Below are 22,317 nucleotides of genomic sequence, written 5' to 3'. Positions count from 1 at the left end.
ACTCCCGCCGCCCGCGCCGCGCCGGGACTGCCGCACGACGCGGGTGGCACGGGCCGTCGGGTCGTTCGCCGGGGTCGAGATGGCGATGGGGACAGCAGCCGCGTCACCGAGCGCAGCCGCGTCACGGAGCGCACCGCGCGCCGCCCGTCCGGGCACCGTGGCGCGCCGGCTGGGGGTGGCGGTCCTCGCCGCCGCGGTCACGGTGGCGATCGCCGGCGTCGTGTACATGCGCGATCTCGAGGGATCGATCCGGGCGCTGCGCGGCAGCGCCGATCACCGGCTCGATCTCTACGCCGGCAGCCTCGAGCGCGAGATCGAGAAATACGCCCGGTTCCCCTACGTGGTCGGGCTGCACCCCGACGTCGTCGCCCGCCTGCGCGGCCCGGCCGACGCGGCGCTCGCCCGCCGGGTCGACCGCTACCTCGAGACCCTGAACCGGCGGATCGGCACCGCGGTCGTCTATGTCCTCGACCGCACCGGCCGCGTCGTCGCCGCGTCGAACTGGAACGAGCCGGACAGCTTCGTCGGGCTCGACCTGTCCTACCGGCCCTATTACCGCAATACCGCGATCGACCGGGTGGAGCGCTTCTACGGCATCGGCACCAGCGGCAACCGGCCCGGCTACTATCTGGCCACCGCCGTGCACGAGAACGGCGTCGTGGTCGGCACCAGCGTGGTGAAGATCGACCTCGAGCAGCTCGAGCAGTCGTGGTCGGCGGCCGAGTCGCCGGCGATCCTCACCGACGAGCACGGCGTGATCAGCCTGTCCTCGGTGGAGGCGTGGAAGTACGGCACGCTGCAGCCGCTCGACCCGGCGGCGAGCCGCGACATCGCCGAGGCCCGGCAGTACCACGACCGCGCTCTCGCGCCGATCGGCATGACGGTGGTGAAGACTCTCGACGCCACCGCCCGGATCGTCGACCTGCCCGGCCAGTCCGGGTCCGGCCAGTCCGGGTCCGGTCCTGCCGGGGCGGGCGGCCGCGTCTTCGCGATCAGCGGCCTGTTCCTCGCCCAGGCCCGGATGCTGACCGAGGCGCCCTGGCGCCTCACCGTCTTCTCGGATCTGCGCGAGGCCGTCGACCTCGCCCGCACCCGCGCCGTGCTGGCCGGCCTCGGCGTCCTGCTGCTCGGCGGGGCGTCGGCCGCGCTCGTCCAGCGGCAGCGCCACATGCGCGAGCTGGTCGCCGCCCGCTCGGCGCTGCAGCGGGCGCATGCCGAGCTGGAGCGGAAGGTCGCCGACCGCACCTCGGAGCTGACCGCCGCCAATGCTCGCCTGGTGCAGGAGGTGGAGGAGCGCCGCCGCGCCGAGCGGGCGCTGCGCGACGCCCAGACCGCCATGGTGCAGGCCGGCAAGCTCGCCGCGATCTGCCAGTTCGCCACCGGCATCGTGCACGAGCTGAACCGGCCGCTGGCGGCGATCGCGGCGCTGTCCGGCAACGCCGTCCGGTTCCTGGAGCGCGGCGACGTCGAGACGGCGAGCGGCAACCTGGAGCGGATCCGCCCGCTGGTCGAGCGCATGGGCCGGCTGACCGGCGAGCTGAAGGGCTTCGCCCGGAAGTCGTCGGGCGAGGCGGGGGCCGTCCGGGTCCGGAAGTCGTTCGACAACGCGCTGTTCCTGCTGCACCACCGGGTCGTCCACGGCCGCGTCGCGGTGAGCGAGGAGATCGACGCCGCGCTGGTCGTCCGCTGCGACCCGAACCGGCTGGACCAGGTGCTGGTCAACCTGATCGGCAACGCCCTCGACGCCATGGACGGCCGCGACGACGGCCGCCTCGAGCTCGTCGCCGCGGCGGGGCCGGCCGGCTTCGCCCGGCTGGAGATCCGCGACAACGGCCCGGGCTTCTCGGACGAGTGGCTGCAGCACGCCTTCGAGCCGTTCTACACCACCAAGGCGCCGGGGACCGGGCTGGGGCTCGGGCTGGCGATCTCGGCCGGCATCGTCCGCGACTTCGGCGGCGAGCTCGGCGCCGCCCGGCGGGCCGCGGGCGGCGCCGTCTTCAGCCTGACGATTCCTCTGGCGACCGAACGGGCATCATGAACCGGGCCGAGCTGAAAGTGCTGGTGGTCGACGACGACCCGGACATGCTGCTCGGCTGCGAGCAGGCCCTCCAGCTCGACGGCTGCGCCACCCTGGGGGCGACCTCGGTCGACAAGGCGCTCAAGCTCCTGCGCGGCGGGCTGCCGGGCGTGATCGTCAGCGACATCCGGCTGCCCGACCGCGACGGGCTGTCGCTGCTGGCCGAGGTCCAGGCGATCGATCCCGACCTGCCCGTGGTGCTGATCACCGGCCACGGCGACGTGGCGCTCGCCGTGCAGGTGATGAAGTCCGGGGCCTACGACTTCGTCGAGAAGCCGTTCGCGCCCGAGTATCTGGTCGACGTCGTCCGGCGCGGGCTGGAGAAGCGCGTGCTGACGCTCGAGGTGCGGGCGCTGCGCCATCAGCTGCGCAACCAGAGCCGGCTGGAGGAGCGCATCATCGGCCACTCGGCCGCCATCGACCGGCTGCGCCGCCTGATCGCCGAGGTCGCCGACACCCAGGCGCCGGTGATGATCCACGGCGAGACCGGCACCGGCAAGGAGCTGGTGGCGCACTGCCTGCACGAGGCGAGCGGGCGGCGCGGCCGCTTCGTCGCCGTCAACTGCGGCGGCCTGCCCGAGAGCCTGGTCGAGAGCGAGCTGTTCGGCCACGAGGCCGGCGCCTTCACCGGGGCCAGCAAGCGGCGCATCGGCCGGATCGAGTACGCCAACGGCGGCACGCTGTTCCTCGACGAGATCGACAGCATGCCGCTCAGCGTCCAGGTCCGCCTGCTGCGGGTGCTGCAGGAGCGCAGCCTCGAACGGCTCGGCTCCAACGTCGCGATTCCGGTCGACTGCCGGATCGTCGCCGCCACCAAGGAGGATTTGGTCCAGATGGCGGAGGCCGGCCGGTTCCGCGCCGACCTCTACTACCGTCTCGACGTGGTCACCCTGACGCTGCCGCCGCTGCGCGAGCGGCGCGAGGACGTGCGGCTGCTGTTCGAGCACTTCCTGCAGGCGAGCTGCGTCACCCACGGCCGGCCGCCGCCGGCGATCCACCCGGCCAAGCTGCAGCAGCTCACCGCCCATCCCTGGCCCGGCAACGTGCGCGAGCTGCGCAACGTCGCCGACCGCTTCGCCCTCGGGATCGAGACGGCGTTCCCGCCCTTCGCCACTGCCGGCGCCGCGCCGCCGTCGCTGCCGGAGGCGGTCGACGCGTTCGAGCGCGCCATGATCGCCGACGCGCTGCGCCGCCACGGGATGAACCTGTCGCAGACCGCCGTCGCGCTGCGCATCCCCAAGACCACCCTGCACGACAAGATGCGCAAGCACGGCCTCGGCGGGGAGTGAGGGGAGGGGGGCGGCCGCATCCGAACCGCTTGCGCCGCCCTCCGCCCGGCGACTGTCGGCGCCGGGTGTCGCTTCAGACCTCACTCGAACCCGAACAGCGCGGCCGGGTTGTCGACCAGCATCTTCCGGCGGATCGTCTCGTCGGGGGCGATCTCGGCGATCAGGTCGACCAGCACGCCGTCGTCGGGAACGTGCTTGTGGTTGGGGTGCGGCCAGTCGGTGCCCCACAGGATGCGCTCCGGGGCCTGCGCGGCGAGGATCCGCGCGACCGCGACGGCGTCGCGGAAGCAGGGCGGCGTGTCGGACAGGCGGTCGACGCCGCTCAGCTTGACCCACACCCGGCCGCCGTCGAGCAGGCGCCGCAGGGCCTGGAATCCGCGGCTGCTCTCGCCGTCGGCGATGTCGAAGCGACCGATGTGGTCGATCACCACCGGGGCGTCGATGGCGCGGATGAAGGCCTCGTGCTCGGCGAGGCCGTCGTGCATCGTGTGGACGGCGATGTGCCAGCCGAACGGCGCGACGAGCCGGATGACGGCGCGGATGTCGTCGGGCGACTGGCCGTGGAGATGCGAGACGAAGTGCAGCCGCACCCCGCGAAAGCCGGCCTCGTGCAGCCGCGCCACCTCGGCCGGCGGCGTCGACGGCGTCAGCAGGGCGACGCCGCGATAGCGGTCCTTCAGGCCGGCCAGCGCGTCGAGCACGGCCGAATGGTCGGTGCCGTGGCAGGCCGACTGGACGAACACGCCGCGCTCGAAGCCGAGATGCCGGTGCAGGGCGAGCAGGTCGGCGAGCGGGGCGTCGTGCGGCGTGAAGGTGCGGTCGGCGGCGAAGGGGAAGCGGTGTGCCGGACCGAAGATGTGATAGTGCGCGTCGCAGGCCTTCGGCGGGAGCGCCAGGTCGGGCTTCTTCGGATTCGGGACGGGCGGAGCGCAGGTCGGCTCCGGCCCGAGCGGGCGCTTCGGTGTCGCGCTCATGGGCATGCTCCGTGATCGGATGAAAGGCCGTGCGGCCGGGAGGGGCCCGGCCGCCGGAGGGGCGGGGTCAGTCGCAGCGGGCGCTCATGCCGCCGTCGACGACGATCTCGGTGCCGGTGACGAAGCGCGCCTCGTCGGAGGCGAGGAACAGGGCGGCGGCGGCGGTGTCGCGTCCGTCGCCCATGAAGCCGAGCGGGATGCGGGCGACGCGCGACTTGAGCAGCGTCTCGACGTCGCCGCCGGTGCGCTGCCCGGCGAGCCGCGCCTCGACCATCGGGGTGTGCATCTGGCCCGGCACCACGGTGTTGGCCCGGATGCCGTCCTTGGCGTACTGCACGGCGACGACCCGGGTGAGCTGGATGACGCCGGCCTTGGTGGCGGCGTAGCCGACCTGCGGCGAGCCGGTGAAGCGGATGCCGGAGGTCGAGGCGGTGTTGACGATGGCGCCGGCGTGCTGCGCCTGCATGATCGGGATGACGTGGCGGCAGGTGAGGAAGACGCTCGTCAGGTTGTAGGCGAGCTGGGCGTTCCACGCCTCCTCGGTCATCTCGGCCGGGCCGCCGGGGGCCGAGCCACCGACATTGTTCACCAGCACGTCGATGCGCCCGAACCTCTCGTGGGCGCTCTTCACCATGGCGGCGACGCTGACGCCGTCGGTGACGTCGCACTGCGCCGTCACCACGGTCCCGCCGAACTCGGCGATGCGGGCGACCGTCTCCTCCATGGACGCGGGATTCTTGTCGACGGCGAAGATGTTCGCGCCTTCGCGCGCGAACATGACGGCGGCGGCCCGCCCGTTGCCCCAGCCGGGGCCGACGCAACCCGCCCCGGTGACGATCGCGACCTTGTCCTGCAGTCTTCCGGTCATGACAGAACTCCTGCTCGTTCGAGCGTATGGGCCCGCGCGGGGCCCGGATGCGGGGGGCCGTCGACCGCGGCCGCCCGGTGCCGCAGGCCCACCTCCCCGGGAAAGCTCATGGATCCAGCTCCGGCTGCACGCCGTCCGGCAATCCGATCGCGAAAGCGTTCAGCGTCATGGCGACGAGCGTGTAGTAGCCGACGAGGCCGACCAGCTCGACGACGCCCCGCACGCCCAGCAGGGCCTCGGCGCGCGCGTGCACGGCGTCCGGCACATGGTGCGTCCGCAGCAGCGTGGACGTGTAGTCGTAGACGGCCCGGGCCTTCGCGTCGTCTCCGAACTCCGGCGTCTCGCGTGCGGCGATCGCGGCGACCACGGCCGGGTCGAGACCGGCCGCAAGGCCGTCGCGCTTATGCGCGTACCATTCGAAATGCGCCGTCCAGGTCCGCGCCACCACCAGGATGGCGAGCTCGGAGTAGCGTGCACCCAGGATCGTGTCGTAGCGGCAGAACTCGCCGAGCCGCTGGGCGCGGGCGCCCATCTCGGGGCTGTGCAGCCAGGCGCGCAGCGGCGCCGGAACGCGGCCCCGCTTGCCGGCGACCGCCTCGTCGGCGACGCAGCGCTGCGCCTCGTCCATCTCGTCGCGGGAGAGGTCCGGGATTCTCATGGAAGTGGTCCTCGCAGGGGCCGCGGTGGCGGCCGGTTCACCGCACGGTCGGAACGCGCTATGCCGGGCGGCCGTGCCGGCACGCACGCCGCCGCGTCGCCGGCGGTCGTGATCGGTCGAAAGGGAGCGACATGGACGTCCGCGAGCTCCGCTACTTCATCTGCGTCGCCCGTTCGGGAAGCTTCAGCCGGGCCGCCAGCCGGCTCAACATCGCCCAGCCGGCGCTGAGCCGGCAGATCAAGAAGCTCGAGGACGAGCTCGGCGTGCAGCTGCTGCAGCGCCACGGCCGCGGCGTGACCATCACCGAGCGCGGCGCGCTGCTGCTCAGCGAGGCCGAGCAGGTCATCGAGCGCCTGTCCCGCTCGCTCGATCTCGTCAAGGGCGGTCAGGAGGCCTTCACCGGGGAGGTGGCGGTCGGCGTGCCGCCGACCTCGGGCCTGCTGATCGTTCCGGAGCTGTACGAGAGCTTCCGGGCCCGCTGGCCGCAGGCCACCCTCATCGTGCGGGAGGGCATCAGCACGCTGCTCGAAGAGTGGCTGATGGCACGGCGGATCGACGTCGCCGTCATGCACAATCCGACGCCGCTCGAAGGGATCGAGCTGACGCCGATCCTGCAGGAGCGCATGGTGCTCGCCTGCGCGCCCGGCCATCCCGCCGCGCGCCCCGCCGGGATCAGGTTCCGCGACCTCGCCGACGTGCCGCTGATCCTGCCGACGCTGCCGCACAGCAACAGGCGGCTGCTCGAGCGGGAGGCGATCCGGCACAACATCCGCCTCGCTCTGGCGCTGGAGATCGACAGCGTGCCGCTGATCAAGGTCATGGTGAAGCGGGGCGTCGGCGCGACCATCCAGACCTATGCGGGCGTGGCCGACGAGACCGCCCGTGGCGAGTTCGTGGTACGCCCGATCGAGCACCCGCCGGTGACGTCGACGATCTGCATCGGCATGCCGGGCGAGGCGCAGGCCTCGTGGCTGACACTGGAGGCCGCGCGCCTCGTGCGCGCCTGCGTGGCCCGCCTGGTCGCCGACCGGATCTGGGCCCGCGCCCGCATGGTCGAGGAGATGCGGCAGCCCTGACATCGGGCGTGCTCTCCACCCGGGTCAGTGCGCCGACTGCGGCGCGGCCGCCGGCTCGGCGACCGGCGCCGGGGCGGGCTCTTCGCCGCGGTCCTTGGCGGTCAGGTAGGCGTCCCAGCGGGCGCGGTCGAAGCCGTTCTCCGAACGGGCGATGTAGAGGGTCGCGACGACGTTGCCGATGACGTTCACGAGGGCCGTGCAGGTCGCCATCAGCCGGTCGACGCCGAACAGCAGGCCGAGGCCGTTGAGCGGCAGGCTGCGCACCGTCTGCAGCGTCGCGGCGAGCTTGATGAAGGCGCCGCCCGCCACCGTGGTGCCGCCCTTGGAGGTCAGGAGCAGGATCGCCAGGACGCCGAGCTGCTGGCCGAGGGTGAACGGCGTGTCGGTCGCCTGGGCGATGAACCCGACCGCGATCGCCATGTAGATCGACGTGCCGTCGAGGTTGAAGCTGTAGCCGGACGGCACCACGAAGCCGACCACGGCGCCGTCGCAGCCGGCCCGTTCGAGCTTCTCCATGACGCGCGGCAGCACCACCTCGCTCGACGCGGTGCCGAGCACGATCAGCAGCTCCTCGCGGATCAGGCCGAGCACCTTGAAGATCGACAGGCGCAGGGTCGCCAGCACGGCGCCGAGGCCGAAGACGACGAAGAAGACGGCCGAGGCCCAGTAGAGGATCACGAGCTTGGCGAGGTAGAGCAGGGTCGCCGCCCCGAACGCTCCGACCGCCGCCGTGATGGCGCCGAAGGCGCCGATCGGGGCGAGCTTCATGATGAAGCCGAGGATGCGGAACAGCACGTCCTGGCCTTCGGTGATGCCGCGGATCAGCACCGAGTCCTTGCCGACGCCGCCGACGCTCAGCGCCGCGCCGGTCAGCACCGAGATCAGCAGCACCTGCAGGATCTCGCCCTTGGCGAAGGCGTCGACCAGGGTGTGCGGGATGATGCTGAGGAAAAAGCCGATGGCGGTGAAGTTGCCGGCCGAGGTGGCGATGCGGCTGACGTTCTGGTCGACCGCGAGGTCGGTGGCGTGCAGGCCGACGCCCGGCTCGAAGATGTTGACGGCGACGAAGCCGATCGCCATCGCGACCGTGGTCAGCACCTCGAAGTAGATCAGCGCCTTGAGGGCGAGGCGGCCGAGCTGGCGCATGTTGGCGACGTGGGTGAGCCCGACCACCACGGAGCAGAAGATGATCGGCGCCAGCATCATGCGCAGGAGACCGATGAAGGCGTCGCCGAGCGGCTTCATCGCGACGGCGGTGGGCGGATCGACGATGCCGAGCACGATGCCGGCGACGATGCCGATCAGAACCTGAACGTAGAGCTGCTTGAAGTACGCCATGGCCGTGTCCAGTTCCGTGGGGGAGGGCGCGCGAGACGTGGTCTTCCGGGGGGCGCCGCACCTTCCTGGACTTCGGAGTGGCCGTCTAATGCTGATTTGCGATGGTTTCCTATAACGCAGCGGCGTCGGACGGGAGTCGGGCCGGGCCCGCTCTCTCCGACCGACCGCCGCCGCCGGGGCGAACCCGGCTCCGGCCCGTCACCGGGGCGGTCGGTCGTCGGCGCGGAGAGCGATCGCGGCCGGCCTCCGTCCAACCGACGCCGGCTCCACCGCTGTGCGGGCCGGCGAGGCGCCGGTGGTCTCGGCGAACGTCCCGCGCAGCCGGTAGACCGGCAGGCGCGCGGGAACGCCCGCTCTCACTCCGTCGCCGCGGCGGCCGGCGCGGCGCCCTGGTCGGTCCAGCTCGGCGGGGCGCCGACCTGCTCGCCGAGCAGGCCGACGAGGCCGGGCGGTCGTCCGAACGCCTCGCAGGCCGGATACTTGGGCGCCTTGCCGAGCAGATGGCCGATCTTCTCCAGCGACGGCGGCGACGGCAGGCCGCCGAACGGCGACCTCCCGGTGACCAGGAGCTTGCCGAAGTCGGCACCGAACTCGGCGGCGAGCACGTAGGCGTCGCCGTTCTCGGCGATGCGGGTCGGGCCGAACAGGACGGTGGCGCCGCGGCCCCAGACCATCGCGGCCTGCGGCCGCCCGGCGGGGTCGCGCGCCTCGGCCTCCAGCGACAGGCTGCCGAGTCCGACCGGGATCCGCGGCACCGGCCCCGGCACCCCCGGCAGCAGGATCGACTTCGCCACCGAGCCGCCCTTCGACAGGCCGGCCGCGACCGGGTCGGTCGGCGTCAGCTGGGTCACCACGGCGTGCACGGTGAGGTCGGCATGCTCGGAGGGACGCACCACCGCGAAGCGCTCGCTGAGGGCGGCGCACAGCGCCCGGTCGACCGCGTTGGCCACCAGCCTGCGCTGCTCCGCGGTGAGCGGCGTGCGCGCCGCCGGGTCGGAGAAGACGGTCGGCACGATCTTTACGGTCCGGGCCACCAGGACGTCGTCCGGGCTCACCTCGAGAAGGCTGCGGGTGACCAGGCCGTTCGCCGGCTCCAGCCGGTCGTAGGACTGCAGCGTCCCGGCCCGGTCGAGCGGCGCCGACGCGCAGCCCGCGAGCAGCCACAGCAGCATCGCCGGTGGCCAGCGGGCGGCGGGGGCGAAACGGGCGGCGGCGCGACGGGAGCCGCCGCGCGGGCGGGCGGGGCGGCGGAGACTTCGACGGTCGATCATGGCTGAACCGGCGCGAGCGCGCCCCCCTGGAGGTCCGGTGCATCAGAAAAAGTGCACTCAGTGTAATAAATAACGTGTCGGATTTGCGACGCGCCGCGGCGGGCGGCGCGGCCGCCGCGCGGCGCGGCGATTCCGCAGGATCCCAAGGATCTTGCACCGGGTGTAAAATTGCATTCGGGGCGGGGCCGTGCCATCTATGGCCGATGCACGACCGTGTTCCGGACCGCGAGGGGCTGCGCGAGCGCAAGCGCCGCGAGATGCACGAGCGCATCGCGGCGATCGGCCTCGAGCTGTTCCTGACGCGGGGCTACGAGGCGACGACCCTGGACGACATCGCCGCGGCGGTCGGCATCTCGCGGCGGACGTTCTTCCACTACTTCGAGGGTAAGGACGAGATCCTGCTGGCGCATTCGGCGCAGCGCCAGGCGGATCTCAGGCAGGCCGTGCTGGCGCGCTCGACGGCCGAGCTGCCGATCGAGGTCGCGCAGGCCGCCCTGGTGACGGTGGCCGGCCGCTTCGATTCGGCCCGCACGCTGGCGATCGCGCGGCTGATGCGCGAGACCAAGACGCTGCGGCCGGGCCGGCGGAGCGGGTTCGACGACTACGAGCAGGTGCTGTTCGAGGCGTTGTGCGAGCTGTGGCCGGCCAGGGAGCGGCGCGAGCGGCTGCGGCTGGTCGCCGTGACGGCGATCGGCGTCCTGCGTCTCGCCGTCGAGGCGTGGCTCCAGGACGACGCACGTCGTCCCGTGGCGCGCTACATCCGGGCCGGCTTCGAGAGGCTGAGCGAGGAGATGCGGCCGGCCGCCGCCCGGGCGGGGCGGCGCGCTCCGAAGGACTGACCGGCCCACGCGGCGGGCCCGGCGCGGTCCGGCCCGGCGGGCGGGGCAGGCGGCCTATGCGGTCCCGCCGGCCCAGGCCGGTATCGTGGCACCGTCGGCTTCGCGGCCGCCCGCCACCGCGGCGCGCACGTGCGGCAGGCCTTCGGGGTGCTGCTCGCGCAGGAAGCCGATCATCTTCTCGCGGACCTCGCAGCGCAGGTCGAAGGCCTCGCCGGCCGTGCGGGCGCTGACCAGGGCGCGCAGCTCCATGGTGCGCTCGGTGGTGTCGGTCACCTGCAGGCCGCAGACCCGGCCGTCCCACAGCGGCGAGCCCCTGGCGATGTCCTCCAGCCTCGCCCGCAGCCGATCGACCGGCACGGCGTAGTCGACATAGAGCATCACGGCGCCGAACAGGGCCGGGTTCTCGCGCGTCCAGTTCTGGAACGGCTTCTCGATGAAGTAGGTGAGCGGGACGATCAGGCGGCGCAGATCCCAGATCCGGACGACGACGTAAGTCGATGTGATCTCTTCGATCTCGCCCCACTCGTTCTCGACGATCACGGCGTCGCCGAGGCGGATCGGCTGGGTAATGGCGAGCTGCACGCCGGCGATCAGGTTGGAGAACAGCGGCCGCGCCGCGAGGCCGACCACGAGGCCGGCGGCGCCGGCCGAGGCGAACAGGCTGACGCCGTACTGGCGCACCGTCTCGAAGTTCATCAGCGCCGCCGCGGCCGTCACGACGACCACCAGGATGGTCGCGACCCGCTTGAGGATCCGCACCTGGGTCAGGTGCTTGCGGGCCAGCAGGTCGTGCGGCATCTCGCTCCGGTAGCCGCGCATGTAGAAGGCGGCGCCGAGATCGACGGCGATCAGCGCGATCCAGCCGAGCAGCATCACGAAGACGACGCCGAGCAGCTTCACGGCGATGTCGGCGGCGGTCGAATCGAACGGCATGGCCGGCAACAGCAGCGCCACCACGAAGATGACGGTCGCGAGCCGGCTCGGTCCGCGGCTGCGCGCGAGCAGGGTCAGCACGAAGGGCCGCGCCCGGAAGACGCGGCGCAGCAGCCGGCCGACCAGGGCGTGCAGGCCGAGGACGACGACGACCGCGAGGACGAGGGCGATCAGCCCGACGACGCTCCCTGGAACCTTCGAAAGCACCTCGGCGGTTCCCGCCAACACCCTGTCGATAAAGTCCAAATTGCCCTCCTCTCGGTCGGCCCGCCGGGCTCTCCCGGCGGCTGCTCCCGCAGCGCAGCATCCGGGGTCAACAGACCGGATTCCGGAGCGGTTCCAGCCGGATTCGGCGGGGCCGCCGCGCGCCCCGCCGGAGGGCGGCCGGCCGCACATGCGCCTTCTGGACTTCGCCTCGTCCGGGTGGCAGAAACGCCGAAAGCCTCGGGCCCACAGGTGGACGATGGACCTCAAGACCTTCCTGACCCGCTTCTTCACGTGGTGGAACGGCCAGACCTTCGGCACGCAGGTGTGGACCGCGCGCCACGGCGAGCTGGTCGGCGAGGACGCCCAGGGCAACAAGTACTACCGGGAGAAGGGCGGGCGGATCAGCCCGGCGCTCGGCTTCGAGCGCCGCTGGGTGATCTACAACGGCGTCGCCGAAGCCTCGCGGATCCCCCCCGAGTGGCACGGCTGGATGCACCACATCGTCGACGTGCCGCCGACCCAGGAGACGGTAACGCCGCGCGAGTGGTGGAAGCCGCACGTGCCGAATCTCACCGGGACGCCGGGCGCCTACCGGCCGCCGGGCTCGACGCTGGCGCAGAACCGCCGCCCGGCCGCGACCGGCGACTACAAGGCCTGGACGCCCGGCCGCTGAGTCGCGTCGCCCGGACCCGGACGGGCGGAAAGCCGGCCTGCAGAGAGGCGAAAAATCGAGGCCCGGCCATCGTTTCGTCTCCCTTTCGGTGCCGTAATCCGCGTGTTAAGTGCGCCCCGTGTCGCGTGCGCGGCCGCGCGCCGTCGCCGCCCGGCGCTCCGCCGCGGGCGTTCCGCCTCCGATTCGGATGACGAGATCCATGTCAGGTTTGTCGCGCGCGCCGCTGGTGCTCCTCGGTCTGCTGCTGACCACCGCGCCCGCACCGGCGCAGTTCGGCAGCATCTTCGGCAACGATCCGCCGCCGCGGCCGCCCTCGGCGGTGCCGACCCGGCGCGAGCCGCTGCCGCCGCCCGGCTCCCTGCAGCCGGTGACGCCGCTGCCGCGCGAGGAGGCCTATCCGGGCGAGCCGCTGCCGCCGCCTCCGACCGCCGGGCGACCGCGCCCCGGCACGGGGACCGGCAGCGGAATCGGCCTCGGCCCGGTCGAATCGCAGCCGCTGGCGCCGCCGCCCGGCGCCGCCACGGCGCCCGAGGCCCCGCCGTCCCCCGGCACCCCGGCTACCGCGGCTCGGCCCGGCCAGCCGCCGGCCGCCGGCCAGCCGGCGCCGGCTCCTGGCCAGGCACCGCAGCTGCCCGAGGAGGTCGTCACCGAGGTGCCGACCGTGAAGGTGCCGAATCCGATCGCGGTGTTCTCCGGCCTCGACAAGATCACCGGCCGGATCACCCGGTTCGAGGTGTCGCTCGACGAGACCGTTCAGTACGGCGCCCTGCAGGTGCGGCCGCGCGCCTGCTACACGCGCCCGCCCACCGAGGCGCCCAACACCACGGGCTTCGTCGAGGTCGACGAGGTGACGCTCCAGGGCGAGGTGAAGAAGCTGTTCCGCGGCTGGATGTTCGCGGCGAGCCCCGGCCTGCACGGGGTCGAGCACTCGATCTACGACGTCTGGCTGTCGGACTGCAAAGGCGCCGCCGCCGTCGCCGAGGCGCCGCCGCCCGCGGCCGCCCCGCCGCCCGCGCCGCCGCCGCGCCAGCGGCAGCAGCGCCAGAGTCGCCCGCCCGCCGCCCAGGCGATCCCGGCAGCACCGCGCGTTCAATAGGTCCTTCCGGCTACGGTTCGTCCCGGCCGGCTGCCTGAATTATCAGCAGCCGGGGACTTCGCATATTAAGTCCTCCGTAAGTATTATACCGACCTAATCAGGTCACCTCAGATCGCATTCAGCACTAGATTGTGACGGCCCGCCATGACCCCCGTGAGCCAGTCGCTCGCCGTCGCCGAAGGTGACGGCGACACTGCCGACATCTCGGCGCTGACCGAGTCCCTGACCGCCGAGGTCAACCGGATCGCCTGCGACAAGACCCGCGCGATCCAGCAGATCACCAATCAGATGAAGATGCTGGCCCTCAACGCGCTGATCGAGAGCGCGCGGGCCGGCGACCAGGGCCGCGGCTTCGCCGTGGTGGCCCAGGAGGTGCGGGCGGTCGGCCAGCAGATCGACGCGCTCGCCGGCGACCTCGAGAGCCAGCTCACCCGCCGCACCGGCGCGCTGATGTCGTCGATCGCCCGGATGACCGAGCGGTCGCTCGGCGACCGCATGGTCGACCTCGCCCTCAACGCCGTCGAGCTGATCGACCGGAATCTCTACGAGCGCACCTGCGACGTGCGCTGGTGGGCGACCGACTCGGCCGTGGTCTCCTGCGCGGCCGATCCGGGCGACGCGGCGCGCGCCTACGCGTCGGAGCGGCTCGGCGTGATCCTCGCCGCCTACACGGTCTATCTCGACCTGTGGCTCTGCGGGCTCGACGGCACCATCCTGGCCAACGGCCGCCCCGACCGCTTCGCCGTGCAGGGCGGCAGCGTCCGGGAGGAGGCCTGGTTCCGCGAGGCGCTGGCGCTGCGGACCGGCGACGACTACGTGGCCGGCGACATCGAGCGGCAGTCCAAGCTCGGCGATGCCCAGGTCGCGACCTATTGCGCCACGGTGCGCGAGGGCGGCCGCGCCGACGGCAAGCTGCTCGGCATTCTCGCCATCCATTTCGACTGGGAGCCGCAGGCCCGCGCCATCGTCGACGGCGTGCGGGTCGGCGACGACGCCCGGATGCGGGTGCTGCTGGTCGACCGCCGGCTGCGGGTGCTGGCCGCGTCCGACGGCGTCGGCATCCTGACCGAGCACGTCGCGCTGCGCACCGACGGCCACCGCGCCGGCTGCGCGCACGATCCCTCCGGCGCCCTCGTCGCCTTCCACGCGACCCCCGGCTACGAGACCTACAAGGGCCTCGGCTGGTACGGCGTCATCGTGCGCAAGGCCGGGTAGGGCGCGCGTCAGCCGTCAGGACTCGCCCATCAGGAATCCGGCGTCGTCGCGGATGCGGCGCTCCAGGAAGCTGAGCACCGCCCGGATGCGGGCGACGTGCAGCAGATCCTCGTGCACCGAGAGCCAGATGTCGCGCACCGTGAAGAGCTTCGGCATCACCGGCCGGAGGTCATTGTTGTGGGCGGCGACGAAGGACGGCAGCATGCCGATGCCCTGGCCGGTCGACACCGCGACGTACTGGGCGACGAGGCTGGTGCTGCGGAAGCCCATGTGGCCGGGCCGCAGGATGTCGGAGAGCCAGCGGTTCTCGCGGATGTGGACGTGCTCGTCGATGAAGTCGACGAAGGTGTGGGTGTCGAGCTCCTTCAGGCTCCGCGGCGGGGGCCGCTCGGCGAAGTAGCCGCGCGACGCGAACAGCGAGATGCGGAACTCGCCCACCTTCTTGACCGAAAGCCGCTTGCCGGACGGCCGGAAGAAGCTGACGAACACGTCCGCCTCGCGGCGGCTGAGATCGAACAGCCGCGAATCCGTGATCAGCTCGATCTGGATCGAGGGATGCAGCCGATTGAAGTCGGCGACGCAGCGGGTGAGATAGAGGCTGCCGATGCCTTCCATGCTGGCGATGCGCACCGCGCCGGCCGGCTCGGCCTCCCCGACCCCGACCGCCTCGACGATCGAGTTCGCCTGGTTCTCCATTCCCTCGGCGTATTGCAGCAGCCGTAGGCCCGTCTCGGTGAGAGTGAAGCCGGACTTGCTGCGCCGGAACAGCGTGCAGTTCAGGCTCCGCTCCAGCTCGCGCACGCGCCGGCTGACCGTGGTGTGGTCGACCTTCAGCTTGGCGGCGGCGCGCACCAGGTTGCGCTGGCGCGCGACCTCGAGAAAGAAGACGATGTCGTTCCAGTCGTAGCGGATCGGCCGGGAGGATTTCGGCGAGACGGGAGGGGCGGGCGGCATCGCCGTCATCATCGCGGGAAGCCGCCCGGCTGGCAAGCCGGCCTCCCGCGCGGCTCTCCGGAGCGCGGCGGCGTCGGTCACGCGGCGACGATCGGGGCGTAGGTGTCGACCAGCCGGTTGGCGAACATGTCGACCTTGGGGATCATCTGCTTCTGCCGGCAGACCGCGAGGTCGATGTGTTTCGGCATCACGGCGCCGAGCTTCGTCACGCGGGGCGCCGCGACGTTGATGTCCCACTGGGGGAAGCCGGTCGGCGGCACCACCAGGCTGCCGCCCGGATAGGCGGTGTCGACCCGGTTGGCGAGCACGACGGCGACGCGGTTGTCCTCGGCGCGCGGCACAGCGAGCAGCTCGCGCTCGAACGGCTCGCGCAGCGACGCCGGCCACAGGACGACGTCGGCCGCGGCGATCGCCAGGCAGCGCGACGTCTCGGGGAACACCGCGTCGTAGCCCGACATCACGCCGATGCGGCCGAACGGCGTGTCGAACACCGGATAGGCGTCGCCGGGCTTCGCCCAGACCCGCTCCTCGGCGGTGAGGTGGGCCTTGTGGTAGCGGCCGATCTCGCCGTCCGGGCCGAGCAGCACGGTGGTGACCTGCAGGCCGGCCGCCGCGCGGGTCACGGTCGGCACCGCGATCAGGCACCGATAGGCGCCGGCGATGCGGTCGAGCGGGGCGAGGATCGCGGCCTCCCGGTCGGCGAGCCGGCCGGCCTCGGCGGCCGTCAGGATGGCGCGTTCGGCGAAGGCGTATTCGGGCAGCACGAGCACCTTGGCGCCGAGCTTCGCGGTATGGTCGACCATGTCGATCACGTCGGCGTCGGTGGCGGTCTCGGCCGCTCCGGGGCAGGTGACGTGCATCTGGACGGCGGCGACCTTGGTGACGGACCTCGACGGCACCAGCGGGACGTCGGCGATGCCGCACACCGGCGTCTCGGCGTAGGGCTTCGCCATCAGGCCGTAGGTGTCGGGCCGGCGGTCGGCGATCTTGTCGTTGCCGGCGTAGATCGACTTGTCGGCGGCGGCGTCGGGATCGACCTCGGCGATGGCGAGCCCGTGGGTGTCGTAGGGTACCTTGGCGTGCACGCGGCCCTTCGGGTCGACGATCATGCTGCCGCCCGGATAGTAGATCGAGCGTTCCCAGCCGGCCTTGGTGGCGGCGACCAGCCAGACGCCGTTCTCGTAGGCGCGCGCCGGCCCCCACATGTCGGCCTGGTCCATGGCGAAGAAGTTCGCCATGTCGACGATCACCTCGGCGCCCTGCAGGGTCATGGCGCGGAAGATCTCGGGAATGCGCCCGTCGAAGCAGATCAGCAGGCCGATGCGGCCGAGATCGGTGTCGACCACCGGGCAGCCCCGCTCGCCGAAGGCGAACCAGTTCTGGTCGTGAGTTGCCAGGAACTGCTTGTGGTAGTGGCAGGCGACCCGGCCCTCGCGGTCGTACAGGATGCCGGTGTTGAAGATCTTCTCCTTGGCCGGATCCCACTCGGTGATGCCGCTGGCGATGTAGACGTGGTGCAGGCGGGCGAGCCGCGAGAGCGCCGTGGTAAACGGCCCTTCGGCGATCGTCTCGGCGAGGCTGCGGGCGTGCTCGGGCGAGTCGAACAGGTATCCGGTGTCCATGCATTCGGGGAAGACGATCAGCTCGGCGCCCTGGCGGACCGCGTCCTCGACGTATCGCGTGGCGAGCGCGATGTTGTGGTCGAAGTCCCCGAGGCGCGCCAGCGTCTGCACCGCGGCCGCGCGAAAGCGACGGGTCGTCATGTGTCTCTCCCCAGATGGTCGGTATGTCGGGTCGGCTGTCGGTCCGGGCCGGCGCTCAGCGCCGCACCTCCGCGGTGAACCGGTCGAGGCAGTGGCGCTTCAGCGCGACGAAGCGTTCGCTGGTGGTGACGTCGAGGGTGCGGGGCCACGGGAGATCGATGTCGACGATCTCGGCCACGCGGGTCGGCCGCTTGGTCAGCAGCACCACCTTGTCGGCGAGCTGGATCGCCTCGTCGAGATCGTGCGAGACGAGCAGCACGGTCCGACGCGAGGTCATGAAGATGCGCTGGAGCTGCTCGCGCATGAAGATGGTCATCTCGTAGTCGAGCGCCGAGAACGGCTCGTCGAGGAACAGCACCTCGGGATCGGTGACCAGCGCGCGCAGGATCGACACGGTCTGCTGCTGGCCGCCGGAAAGCTTGTAGGGATAGGTCTTCAGGTCGATGGAGACGGCGAACTCGGCGAGCAGCGCCTCGACGCGGCGCTCGCGCTCGCGCCGCGGCAGGCCGAGCACCTCCAGCGGATAGTGGATGTTGGTGATCGCCCGCCGCCACGGGAACAGGGCGTCGCGATAGTTCTGGAACACGTAGGAGATACGGGTGTCGGCGATGCCCTGGCCGTCGTACAGCACCTCGCCCGCGTCCATCGGCATCAGGCCGGAGATCAGGTTGATGAAGGTGCTCTTGCCGCAGCCGTTCGGTCCGAACACGGCGATCGACTGGCCCATCGGCAGGGCGATGTCGAAGCCGTCGTAGACCACGGCGCCGTCGAACGCCTTCGACAGGCCGCGGACAGTGAGCCAGGGCTGCCGGGCCGGGGCGACGGCCGGCGGCGCGGCGGCGTCCGTCGCGACCTCGCGCAGCGGCTGCGATCCGTGGAGGGCGGTGAGCATGGCGGTCGGGATCCGGGGAGGTCGCGGCGGGCAGGGCGGTCGGCGGGGCGTTCGGGCGCCCCGCGGCCGGCGCCGGGTGGGACTCAGCTTCCGAGATCGGCCTTGGTCAGCAGCTTCTCGCGGACGTCGATCCGGGCCGGGAGGACGCCCTCGGCGTGGAAGATGTCGACCAGCGCCTGGTAGGACTTCAGGTCGGTCTCGTCGAGATCCTTGAAGCCGCGCAGATAGGGCTGTGCCAGCAGCGCGAGCTGGTCGGCCTTGATCGGCGTGTATTTCGGGATGGCGGCCTTGTACTTGGCGAAGTCGGCGTTGACCAGGTCGGTCGCCGCGTCGATCGCCTCCACCACCTTGCGGGCGACGGCCGGCCGCTCCTTGAGGAACTTGGTCGTCATCACCGAGGCGCCCGAGTAGAACGGATCGGCGATCACGCTCGCCACCGGGTTGGTCATCGCGCGCTTCGCCTTGCCGGAGGCGACCGCGACCGAGCCGACCGGCTCGAGCGACAGCGTCGCGTCGACGGTGCCGCCGACCACGGCCGGCACCTGCATGGCCACCGCGAGCTCCTGCAGCCGGACGTCCTTGTCGGGGTCGAGGCCGGCCGAGCGGATCATGTGGCGCGAGATGGTCCGCCACTGGATGCCCGGCACGTGGCCGAGGCTCTTGCCCTTGAGGTCGGCGAAGCTCTTGATCGTGCTCTCGGGCTTGACGATCAGGCCGTCGTTGATGCGGTCGACCTTGATGCCGCCGCCCTGCAGGCCGAACACCTTCAGCTTCCCAGGGAACTTGGACTCGGCCAGCATGGTGATGCCGGCCGCCGCGCCGGGGGGGCCGAAGTCGGCGCGCTCGCCGACCAGCGCGTCGATGATCTGGTTGGGCGACTCGAGCTTCACCGACTCGATCTGGATGCAGGCCTTCTCGAACAGCTTCTCCTCGAGTGCCACGTAGTATGCGGTGGTCTGCATGATCGGCAGCCAGACCGCCGTCACCTTCTCCATCTTGTCGCACGCGGCCTGCGCGGGCCCGGCGCTCAGCAGCGCGGTCGTGCAGGCGGCGAGCAAGGCGTTTCGGACCGTGGGACGCATGGCGGCGGCTCCTGGGTTGAGGTGCGGGGGGATCAGCGACCGGACCAGTGGATGAAGGCGCGCTCGATGAACAGGAGCGACAGGTTGAGCCCGTAGCCCATCGCCCCGGCGACCAGGATCGAGCCATACATGTCGGTGAGCGAGTAGGAGATCTGGGCGTCGATGATGCGGTGGCCGAGGCCGTCGGTGGCGCCGATGAACATCTCGGCCACGATGATGACGACGAGCGCCAGCGACACGGCGGTGCGCAGGCCGACGAAGGTCTGCGGCATCGTCTCGAAGAAGATCACGTCGCGGAAGATGCGCAGCGACCCGGCGCCCATCGAGCGTGCCGCCTGGATGCGGGTCTGGCGGGCGTTCATCACCCCGTAGGCGACGTTGAAGACGATCACCAGCCAGGCCGCGAAGGCGGCGACCGCGATCTTGGCGATGTCGCCGAGGCCGAACAGCAGCAGGAACAGCGGGAACAGGGCGGTCGCCGGGGTCGAGCGGAAGAAGTCGACCAGGAACTCGAGCGAGCGGTAGACCGCGGCGTTGGCGCCCAGCACGATGCCGGCCGGCACGCCGGCGACGATCGCGATGGTGATCGAATAGGCGACCCGCACCAGCGTGTAGAGGAAGTCACGGGTCATGCTGCCGGCCAGGATGCTGCCGGCGGTGTCGCGCAGCGTGTCGAACGGCGAGGGCAGTAGGTCCTTGTTGACGAGCTGTCCCTTGAACGCGATCCACCAGATCAGCACGAGCAGGGCCGGGCCGACCGCGAGCTCGATCGTACGGCGCAGCCGTCGGTTCTTCAGGGTCGACGCGAGGACGTTCGGCATCGGCGGGGCAGCCCGGGTGGGTCTTCGAAGGATCGGCTCGACCGGACGGCGGCGGATGCGGCCCGGTCGTCGTGACAGCAGGATGCTGCCGGCGGCGGGGCTCGCGGCAAATGGCCAGTTGTGCAACGGAATGTGCAAGGATGCATATTCAAAAGCGATTACGTGTTGTTCAATTTGCATCCGTGTTGATCAAAACATAGGCGGCCGGACCGGGGAAGCCGTTGTCGCGCAGCGCCCGCACCTTCGGGGCTCCGCCTTCGGCCGAGTGTCTCGGGATGAGGAGAGATGTCGGCGGAGACGGGCAGGGCGGCGCGGCGTCGGCTTAGGGGTTAACCCCTAAGTCCTTGGGGGAAATCTCCAAATTACCACCGTGCGGGGATCGGCGTAGCGTTCCGGCATGCCGCGGAGCGGTCCGGAGCGCGTGGGCGTGCGGGCCGCCCGAGAAGAAGCAAGGAGCCCGGCATGCCAGACTCTCGTCGTGATTTCCTGCGCGGCTTCGCCGCCGTGACGGTCGGGGCCGCGGCGGTGGCGCCCGCCGGGGCGGCGCCGACGCCGCAGGCGGCCGTTTCGCCGGACAAGACGCCGCGCTGGGCCATGGTGGTCGATGTGGCGAAGTGCATCGGCTGCCAGTCCTGCACCGTGTCCTGCATCTACGAGAACGCCGTGCCGGAGGACAGCTTCCGCACCATCGTCTCGACCTACGAGGTGCAGGAGGGCGACCGCGCCGCCATGGTGATGCTGCCGCGGCTGTGCAACCACTGCGCCGATGCGCCCTGCATCCCGGTCTGTCCGGTCGGCGCCACCTTCCAGCGCGCCGACGGCATCGTGGTCGTGGACGCCGACCGCTGCGTCGGCTGCGCCTACTGCGTCCAGGCCTGCCCCTACGACGCGCGCTTCGTCAATCACGGCACCCAGAAGGCCGACAAGTGCACGTTCTGCGCCCACCGGGTGGAGGCGGGGCTCTTGCCGGCCTGCGTCGAATCCTGCGTCGGCGGCGCCCGCATCTTCGGCGATCTCGACGACCCGAAGAGCACGGTCTCGAAGCTCGTCGCCAAGGGCGACGCCAAGGTGCTGAAGCCCGAGCTCGGCACGCGGCCGCACGTCTTCTATCTCGGCCTCGACGACCGGCTGACCGGCAAGGTCGAAGGCGAGCCCACCCTGTGGCACCCCACCGGACGGGAGACCCACGCATGACCATCCTCGAAGTCGTCAACGTCTCGCGCGACGTCACCTGGCTGCCCTGGGCCGTGCAGTACTTCTTCCTCGTCGGCCTGTCGGTCGCGGGCTTTCTCCTGTCGCTGCCGGGCCTCGCCTTCGGGGCGCGGAGCCAGAGGGGCTTCGGCCGCAACGCCCTGATCGGCGCGCTCGCCTGCGGGCTCGTGGCGCCGGTGGCGCTGCTCGCCGATCTGCATCAGCCCGGCCGGTTCTGGCGCTTCTACACCAACCCCAATCTCGGCTCGTGGATGGCGTGGGGCGCGTTCTTCATCCCGTGCTATGTCGGCGGCCTGCTCGCTTACGCCTGGGCGGCGCTGCGCGGCGATCTCGCCGCGGCCGGACAGGGCGACGACCTCGTCTCGCGCCTGCGCCGGCTGATCGCGGCGGGCGGCGCGCCGGCGCCGCGCCTGACCAAGATCCTCGCCGGCTGGACCGTGGTGTTCGGCCTGCTGATCCTGCTCTACACCGGCATGGAAACCATGGTGGTCAGGGCGCGGCCGCTGTGGAACACGCCGATCCTGCCGCTGCAGTTCGCCGCCACGGCCTTCACGGGCGCGGCCGGCCTGACGCTGCTGATCGCCCGGCTGCGCGGCGACACGACGCACGCCGGTGACGCCGTCGCGGCGCGGGCGATGACGGCGGCGCTCCTCGCCACCATCGCGCTCGGCCTCGCCTGGTTCGCGCTCGGCATCTTCGGGCTCTCCGACATCCACGCCCGGGCGCTGGCGAGCGTCGCCGGCCATCGCGCCTGGCAGGTGACGGCCGTGTGGGCCGCCGCCGCGACGGCGCTGCCGCTCCTGCTCCTGTGGCTGCGGCCGCCCGGCTGGGCCTGGCTCGTCGGGCTGCTCGGCCTGCACGCCGCCTGGATGTTCCGCTGGACCGTGTTCATCGGCGGACAGACCGTGCCGAAGACCGGCGCCGGCCTCTACGTCTACCAGCTCCCGCTCGGCCATGACGGCCTGCTCGGCATCGGCGGCTCGCTCGGCCTGTGGCTGTTCGTCTTCGTCCTGATCACCACGCTGCTGCCGGACCCCGTCGCCTCGCGGGTGCGGCCGGCGCTCGCCCCCGCCGAGTAG

At 71.7% G+C, this 22,317-nt stretch carries 20 protein-coding genes; 9 read left to right on the top strand and 11 right to left on the bottom strand.

The window, feature by feature from the left end; genetic code table 11:
- Positions 1-85: 85 nt before the first annotated feature.
- Entirely contained in the window at positions 86-2,038 is a 1,953-nt protein-coding gene (locus J2S22_RS23395) for a sensor histidine kinase (protein ID WP_272778082.1), read from the top strand.
- Positions 2,035-3,366 carry a sigma-54-dependent transcriptional regulator gene (locus J2S22_RS23390; RefSeq protein ID WP_272778081.1) on the top strand — a complete coding sequence of 444 codons (1,332 nt, stop codon included), beginning with the start codon at positions 2,035-2,037 and terminating at the stop codon, positions 3,364-3,366. Before J2S22_RS23395 ends, J2S22_RS23390 begins: the two co-directional genes overlap by 4 nt.
- An 80-nt stretch (positions 3,367-3,446) precedes the next feature.
- Here J2S22_RS23390 and J2S22_RS23385 read toward each other — a convergent pair whose 3' ends face one another.
- The 3 genes from J2S22_RS23385 to J2S22_RS23375 form a co-directional block, all read right to left on the bottom strand.
- Positions 3,447-4,340: an amidohydrolase family protein gene (locus J2S22_RS23385; RefSeq protein ID WP_272778080.1), complete on the bottom strand. Its 894-nt coding sequence runs from the start codon at positions 4,338-4,340 to the stop codon at positions 3,447-3,449.
- Positions 4,341-4,407: 67 nt separating this feature from the next.
- Positions 4,408-5,208, bottom strand: coding sequence for an SDR family NAD(P)-dependent oxidoreductase (locus tag J2S22_RS23380; protein ID WP_272778079.1), 801 nt, complete (start codon positions 5,206-5,208; stop codon positions 4,408-4,410).
- A gap of 106 nt (positions 5,209-5,314) precedes the next feature.
- On the bottom strand, positions 5,315-5,866 hold the full coding sequence (locus J2S22_RS23375; RefSeq protein ID WP_272778078.1) for a carboxymuconolactone decarboxylase family protein: 552 nt from the start codon (positions 5,864-5,866) through the stop codon (positions 5,315-5,317).
- Positions 5,867-5,997: 131 nt separating this feature from the next.
- Between J2S22_RS23375 and J2S22_RS23370 the strand changes: the two genes are divergently transcribed.
- Positions 5,998-6,942 (top strand): LysR family transcriptional regulator, encoded by a 945-nt coding sequence (locus tag J2S22_RS23370; protein WP_272778077.1) that lies wholly within the window; start codon positions 5,998-6,000, stop codon positions 6,940-6,942.
- A gap of 24 nt (positions 6,943-6,966) precedes the next feature.
- Here the strand turns inward: J2S22_RS23370 and J2S22_RS23365 are convergent, their stop codons facing one another.
- Entirely contained in the window at positions 6,967-8,280 is a 1,314-nt protein-coding gene (locus J2S22_RS23365; RefSeq protein ID WP_272778076.1) for a cation:dicarboxylate symporter family transporter, read from the bottom strand.
- Positions 8,281-8,636: 356 nt separating this feature from the next.
- The gene (locus J2S22_RS23360) at positions 8,637-9,551 is read right to left on the bottom strand and encodes a DUF3313 domain-containing protein (RefSeq protein WP_272840515.1); all 915 of its coding nucleotides are present in this window, start codon (positions 9,549-9,551) and stop codon (positions 8,637-8,639) included.
- Positions 9,552-9,754: 203 nt separating this feature from the next.
- Here J2S22_RS23360 and J2S22_RS23355 point away from each other — a divergent pair, with 203 nt between their 5' ends.
- Positions 9,755-10,390 (top strand): TetR/AcrR family transcriptional regulator, encoded by a 636-nt coding sequence (locus tag J2S22_RS23355; RefSeq protein ID WP_272778074.1) that lies wholly within the window; start codon positions 9,755-9,757, stop codon positions 10,388-10,390.
- A 54-nt stretch (positions 10,391-10,444) separates the two neighbouring features.
- Here the strand turns inward: J2S22_RS23355 and J2S22_RS23350 are convergent, their stop codons facing one another.
- Positions 10,445-11,530 (bottom strand): mechanosensitive ion channel family protein, encoded by a 1,086-nt coding sequence (locus J2S22_RS23350; RefSeq protein ID WP_272778073.1) that lies wholly within the window; start codon positions 11,528-11,530, stop codon positions 10,445-10,447.
- Positions 11,531-11,786: 256 nt separating this feature from the next.
- Here J2S22_RS23350 and J2S22_RS23345 point away from each other — a divergent pair, with 256 nt between their 5' ends.
- From J2S22_RS23345 to J2S22_RS23335, 3 genes are all read left to right on the top strand, one after another.
- Positions 11,787-12,203: an NADH:ubiquinone oxidoreductase subunit NDUFA12 gene (locus J2S22_RS23345; RefSeq protein ID WP_272778072.1), complete on the top strand. Its 417-nt coding sequence runs from the start codon at positions 11,787-11,789 to the stop codon at positions 12,201-12,203.
- Positions 12,204-12,402: 199 nt separating this feature from the next.
- Positions 12,403-13,299: a DUF2155 domain-containing protein gene (locus tag J2S22_RS23340; RefSeq protein WP_272778071.1), complete on the top strand. Its 897-nt coding sequence runs from the start codon at positions 12,403-12,405 to the stop codon at positions 13,297-13,299.
- Positions 13,300-13,443: 144 nt separating this feature from the next.
- Positions 13,444-14,514, top strand: a complete 1,071-nt coding sequence (locus tag J2S22_RS23335) for a methyl-accepting chemotaxis protein (protein ID WP_272778070.1) — start codon at positions 13,444-13,446, stop codon at positions 14,512-14,514.
- Positions 14,515-14,529: 15 nt separating this feature from the next.
- Here J2S22_RS23335 and J2S22_RS23330 read toward each other — a convergent pair whose 3' ends face one another.
- The 5 genes from J2S22_RS23330 to J2S22_RS23310 all read right to left on the bottom strand — a co-directional run bounded on the left by J2S22_RS23330 (position 14,530) and on the right by J2S22_RS23310 (position 20,026).
- Positions 14,530-15,468, bottom strand: a complete 939-nt coding sequence (locus J2S22_RS23330) for a LysR family transcriptional regulator (RefSeq protein WP_272778069.1) — start codon at positions 15,466-15,468, stop codon at positions 14,530-14,532.
- Between the two features lie 77 nt (positions 15,469-15,545).
- Positions 15,546-17,231 carry a carbon-nitrogen hydrolase family protein gene (locus J2S22_RS23325; RefSeq protein WP_272778068.1) on the bottom strand — a complete coding sequence of 562 codons (1,686 nt, stop codon included), beginning with the start codon at positions 17,229-17,231 and terminating at the stop codon, positions 15,546-15,548.
- A gap of 55 nt (positions 17,232-17,286) precedes the next feature.
- Positions 17,287-18,123, bottom strand: coding sequence for an ABC transporter ATP-binding protein (locus J2S22_RS23320; RefSeq protein ID WP_272778067.1), 837 nt, complete (start codon positions 18,121-18,123; stop codon positions 17,287-17,289).
- Between the two features lie 83 nt (positions 18,124-18,206).
- Positions 18,207-19,205 carry an ABC transporter substrate-binding protein gene (locus J2S22_RS23315; RefSeq protein ID WP_272778066.1) on the bottom strand — a complete coding sequence of 333 codons (999 nt, stop codon included), beginning with the start codon at positions 19,203-19,205 and terminating at the stop codon, positions 18,207-18,209.
- A 32-nt stretch (positions 19,206-19,237) separates the two neighbouring features.
- Positions 19,238-20,026: an ABC transporter permease gene (locus J2S22_RS23310; RefSeq protein ID WP_272778065.1), complete on the bottom strand. Its 789-nt coding sequence runs from the start codon at positions 20,024-20,026 to the stop codon at positions 19,238-19,240.
- A gap of 462 nt (positions 20,027-20,488) precedes the next feature.
- Between J2S22_RS23310 and dsrO the strand changes: the two genes are divergently transcribed.
- Together dsrO and nrfD are read left to right on the top strand one after the other, a co-directional pair.
- Positions 20,489-21,220: a sulfate reduction electron transfer complex DsrMKJOP subunit DsrO gene (gene dsrO, locus J2S22_RS23305; RefSeq protein WP_272778064.1), complete on the top strand. Its 732-nt coding sequence runs from the start codon at positions 20,489-20,491 to the stop codon at positions 21,218-21,220.
- Positions 21,217-22,317, top strand: coding sequence for an NrfD/PsrC family molybdoenzyme membrane anchor subunit (nrfD, locus tag J2S22_RS23300; RefSeq protein WP_272778063.1), 1,101 nt, complete (start codon positions 21,217-21,219; stop codon positions 22,315-22,317). The genes dsrO and nrfD overlap by 4 nt, the downstream gene beginning before the upstream one ends.

This window comes from Rhodoplanes tepidamans (genome assembly GCF_030813915.1).
Taxonomy (GTDB): Bacteria; Pseudomonadota; Alphaproteobacteria; order Rhizobiales; family Xanthobacteraceae; genus Rhodoplanes; species Rhodoplanes tepidamans.
This window is presented reverse-complemented; position numbering and strand designations above follow the sequence as displayed.

Excerpts from the sequence above, each read along its gene's own strand:
- J2S22_RS23395 (WP_272778082.1), top strand. The coding sequence starts at position 86 with ATGGGGACAGCAGCCGCGTCACCGAGCGCAGCCGCGTCACGGAGCGCA.
- J2S22_RS23390 (WP_272778081.1), top strand. The coding sequence starts at position 2,035 with ATGAACCGGGCCGAGCTGAAAGTGCTGGTGGTCGACGACGACCCGGAC.
- J2S22_RS23385 (WP_272778080.1), bottom strand. The coding sequence starts at position 4,340 with ATGAGCGCGACACCGAAGCGCCCGCTCGGGCCGGAGCCGACCTGCGCT.
- J2S22_RS23380 (WP_272778079.1), bottom strand. The coding sequence starts at position 5,208 with ATGACCGGAAGACTGCAGGACAAGGTCGCGATCGTCACCGGGGCGGGT.
- J2S22_RS23375 (WP_272778078.1), bottom strand. The coding sequence starts at position 5,866 with ATGAGAATCCCGGACCTCTCCCGCGACGAGATGGACGAGGCGCAGCGC.
- J2S22_RS23370 (WP_272778077.1), top strand. The coding sequence starts at position 5,998 with ATGGACGTCCGCGAGCTCCGCTACTTCATCTGCGTCGCCCGTTCGGGA.
- J2S22_RS23365 (WP_272778076.1), bottom strand. The coding sequence starts at position 8,280 with ATGGCGTACTTCAAGCAGCTCTACGTTCAGGTTCTGATCGGCATCGTC.
- J2S22_RS23360 (WP_272840515.1), bottom strand. The coding sequence starts at position 9,551 with ATGATCGACCGTCGAAGTCTCCGCCGCCCCGCCCGCCCGCGCGGCGGC.
- J2S22_RS23355 (WP_272778074.1), top strand. The coding sequence starts at position 9,755 with ATGCACGACCGTGTTCCGGACCGCGAGGGGCTGCGCGAGCGCAAGCGC.
- J2S22_RS23345 (WP_272778072.1), top strand. The coding sequence starts at position 11,787 with ATGGACCTCAAGACCTTCCTGACCCGCTTCTTCACGTGGTGGAACGGC.
- J2S22_RS23340 (WP_272778071.1), top strand. The coding sequence starts at position 12,403 with ATGTCAGGTTTGTCGCGCGCGCCGCTGGTGCTCCTCGGTCTGCTGCTG.
- J2S22_RS23335 (WP_272778070.1), top strand. The coding sequence starts at position 13,444 with ATGACCCCCGTGAGCCAGTCGCTCGCCGTCGCCGAAGGTGACGGCGAC.
- J2S22_RS23330 (WP_272778069.1), bottom strand. The coding sequence starts at position 15,468 with ATGCCGCCCGCCCCTCCCGTCTCGCCGAAATCCTCCCGGCCGATCCGC.
- J2S22_RS23325 (WP_272778068.1), bottom strand. The coding sequence starts at position 17,231 with ATGACGACCCGTCGCTTTCGCGCGGCCGCGGTGCAGACGCTGGCGCGC.
- J2S22_RS23320 (WP_272778067.1), bottom strand. The coding sequence starts at position 18,123 with ATGCTCACCGCCCTCCACGGATCGCAGCCGCTGCGCGAGGTCGCGACG.
- J2S22_RS23315 (WP_272778066.1), bottom strand. The coding sequence starts at position 19,205 with ATGCGTCCCACGGTCCGAAACGCCTTGCTCGCCGCCTGCACGACCGCG.
- J2S22_RS23310 (WP_272778065.1), bottom strand. The coding sequence starts at position 20,026 with ATGCCGAACGTCCTCGCGTCGACCCTGAAGAACCGACGGCTGCGCCGT.
- dsrO (WP_272778064.1), top strand. The coding sequence starts at position 20,489 with ATGCCAGACTCTCGTCGTGATTTCCTGCGCGGCTTCGCCGCCGTGACG.
- nrfD (WP_272778063.1), top strand. The coding sequence starts at position 21,217 with ATGACCATCCTCGAAGTCGTCAACGTCTCGCGCGACGTCACCTGGCTG.